Genomic DNA, 610 nt, shown 5'->3' on the forward strand with positions numbered 1-610 from the left:
CGTTAGCAATAATTTAAAAATGAGACTGTAACGTAAAAATTAAAATGTCTGAAAAAAGAAAAATACCAGACAAAATTGTGATTGATAGAAATGATAATGTGAATCAATGTATCAAGATAGCTCCAAGAGATAAAAACACATACGATATAGGTTTCTGGACTTTATGTTCGATCTTAATATTTGCAGCGACTATTTCATTCTTAAATAGTTCAACAACAATTTATAGTAACATACTTATTGGATTAGTTCTGACAATACTTTTATTAAGACCATTAATTTTGAGTTTAATCAGTTTAAAAACAACAACTGAAATTATTATTAGTCCAGATTCACTAGAAATTATAAAGCATAGATTATTGTTTTCCCGGAGAAACAAAATTCCAAAAGATAAAATCTCAAGTATTGAATTTGACAAGATTACTGTTCGGACACATTCTTTGAACTCTTATCTCGGTTTTAAATCAATTTTGAGTTCAGACAGGATAAATTATTTAAGAATTTGGGATAAGCACGGTTTACAGAATAATTTGCTCGAATATCATGATGAGATAGTGAAAACATGGATATATGATTATCTAAAACAAAAATTAAATAAAACTATTGCTAACAC

1 protein-coding gene is annotated in these 610 nt (G+C 27.0%); it reads left to right on the forward strand.

The features are described 5' to 3' along the window. Positions 1–44: 44 nt before the first annotated feature. A partial coding sequence (locus tag ACE1ET_RS20625; RefSeq protein ID WP_375730319.1) for a hypothetical protein occupies positions 45–610 on the forward strand: 566 nt, incomplete at its 3' end.

Source organism: Quyinboa mangrovi, assembly GCF_042219825.1.
Classification (GTDB): domain Bacteria; phylum Bacteroidota; class Bacteroidia; order Bacteroidales; family UBA5342; genus JBHJHP01.